The sequence below is a fragment of the Streptomyces sp. NPDC059166 genome (genome assembly GCF_042755185.1).
GTDB lineage: Bacteria > Actinomycetota > Actinomycetes > Streptomycetales > Streptomycetaceae > Streptomyces.
Genome location: NZ_JBHZCI010000103.1, coordinates 1 through 1,203 on the forward strand (window position 1 = coordinate 1; position 1,203 = coordinate 1,203).

Genomic DNA, 1,203 nt, shown 5'->3' on the forward strand with positions numbered 1-1,203 from the left:
AGCTTCGTTCCGCTTAATCTATTTAAGATACATGGATACGTTAGTGCATTTTAGCACTCTAGCCCCTGAGAAATAAGACTTTTTAGATTATTGACAGTTGTCTGTCAGACAACTAAGGTTGTCCACCAGTCAACTATAAGGGCAGATTGATGACAAGATTATCATTTCGAGAGCTAAGGGAGCTCGGTATCTCAAATGAAGATATCGCAGCTGCAAAGGTCACACAGGCCGCCCAGCGTAGAGTTGGGGCTCCCGTCCAATCAATTGGCGTGATTGTTGGTGCTGCCCAGCCACGTCAACGTCATAATCCAAACCCACCAATAAGCCTAACTGAAAAGGCTATGAGGAAGCGTGGTATTTACGATCAAGCGGCTCTGCTACTGGATCAACAAGCATTGCAGGAAAGTAGCCCAGAACGTGCTATGCAAGCCCGTAAAGCAGCGCAGGCAGCGAAAGAACTAAGTTCTACCCAGCAACTTGAATTTGACTTCTTTGGAGGTGGTAACGTGTCCATTGCTTTCCAGTACCAGGACGCCGTTACTGAACGGCTATTTGAATCCGCTAAGACCACAGCGCAAGCATATCACGCTCAGGCCGTTCTATGGCAAATCTGCCGTAATCTTGGCTGGCAAAGTTACGAATGCACCAAAACGGCCGCAGATCTCTGCGAGACAATGCGAACTGACAAAGCACAAATGGCAAGAGCATTAGATTTGCTTGAAAAAGTTGGTGCAATTCATCGCGTTAAACGTGGTCGAGTAAAAGTTATAACTGTAACACCTGAAGGAGCTTTTCGTGGGAATGTAAATAACCACGCTAAAGCTGTTGAGCGCTTCCGTCTGGACGTTATCGACGGCGGTTTATCGCCTGAATAACAGCTCTTATTCTGCCCGATTAATGAGCTACAGAATTTTATAATTCTTTGACTTCTAAAGCCCTCGTTTGAGGGCTTTTTTTTGAGTTTTTTAGGTGTAACGCTGACAAGTTGCATTTCCTGCTACACAGACGTTTCAGAAAAACAGCCGGCACAAAAATCACCTACAGCGCGATTTTGGGGCGCGGTGTTTTTGTGCCTATTCGACAGTGCTTTTTGATGAATTTAATTTTGTACCACAAAATTACGTATCCTGCCTATGAACACAGGACAAAAGTCGCAACGCAAGACATAACGTCCCCGCGCCTTTAAATTGCGCTGTAGGGGGC

1 protein-coding gene is annotated in these 1,203 nt (G+C 45.6%); it reads left to right on the top strand.

Features of this window, described 5'->3' with window-relative positions:
* Nucleotides 1–149: 149 nt before the first annotated feature.
* Nucleotides 150–875 carry a hypothetical protein gene (locus tag ACFXOA_RS32290; protein WP_376936198.1) on the top strand — a complete coding sequence of 242 codons (726 nt, stop codon included), beginning with the start codon at nt 150–152 and terminating at the stop codon, nt 873–875.
* Nucleotides 876–1,203: the final 328 nt, after the last annotated feature.